Annotated in this window: 1 pseudogene; it reads left to right on the forward strand. The window is 72.9% G+C overall.

Annotation, left to right across the window (positions count from 1 at the left end):
* Positions 1–117: 117 nt before the first annotated feature.
* A pseudogene (locus tag OO69_RS53435) lies at positions 118–763 on the forward strand (hypothetical protein); the annotation flags it as partial.

The raw sequence follows: 763 nt of genomic DNA on the forward strand, positions 1-763 counted from the left end.
ACGGCATACGAGATCATGCCTAGTCTCGTGGGCTCGGAGATGTGTATAAGAGACAGTCCCGGACCCCCGGACAAACCGGCTGGCCTACCCACCCCCCTCCTCCCATACGCTTGTCCCGTGACCCCCGTCGAGCTCTCCCGTACCGTGCTGCGCGCGGTGCGTCGTGCTGTCGAGGGCGGGGAGTTGCGTGTCGTCGTGCCGGAGACGGCGTCCGTGACCGTGCCGGGGGCCGGTGGGTGTGGGGACTACGCCACCAACATCGCCCTCCAGCTCGCCCGGCCCGCCGGGGAAACCCCCCGCCGCGTCGCCGAACTGCTGCGGCCGCACCTCGTCGGCGCCCAGGGCGTCAGCGGTGTCGAGATCACCGGGCCCGGGTTCCTCAACATCAGTCTCGGGAGTACGGCGTCCACCGCCCTCGTCGAGGAGATCCTGCGGCGCGGACCGCGGTACGGGTTCGTCGACGTGACCGCGGCCGGCACCAGCCACGACGCCCTCGCCGGCCAGCCCGCGTCCAGCGGCCAACACGCCGCCGGCAGCCTGGATGCACTCACCGGCCAGCACGCGTCCACCAGCCCGAACGTGCCCATCCGCCAGCACACGTCCAGCGGCCGGGATGTGCCCACCGGCCAACACGCCCCCAGCAGCCCCGACGCGCTGATCCGCCAGCCCGCCCGCACCAGCCCGAACGCGCTCACCGACCAGGCCGCCCCCAGCCACCCGAACGCGTCCACCCGCCAACACCCCCCCACCCCCCGCTTCGTCC

This window comes from Streptomyces sp. NRRL F-525, assembly GCF_000716605.1.
Classification (GTDB): domain Bacteria; phylum Actinomycetota; class Actinomycetes; order Streptomycetales; family Streptomycetaceae; genus Streptomyces.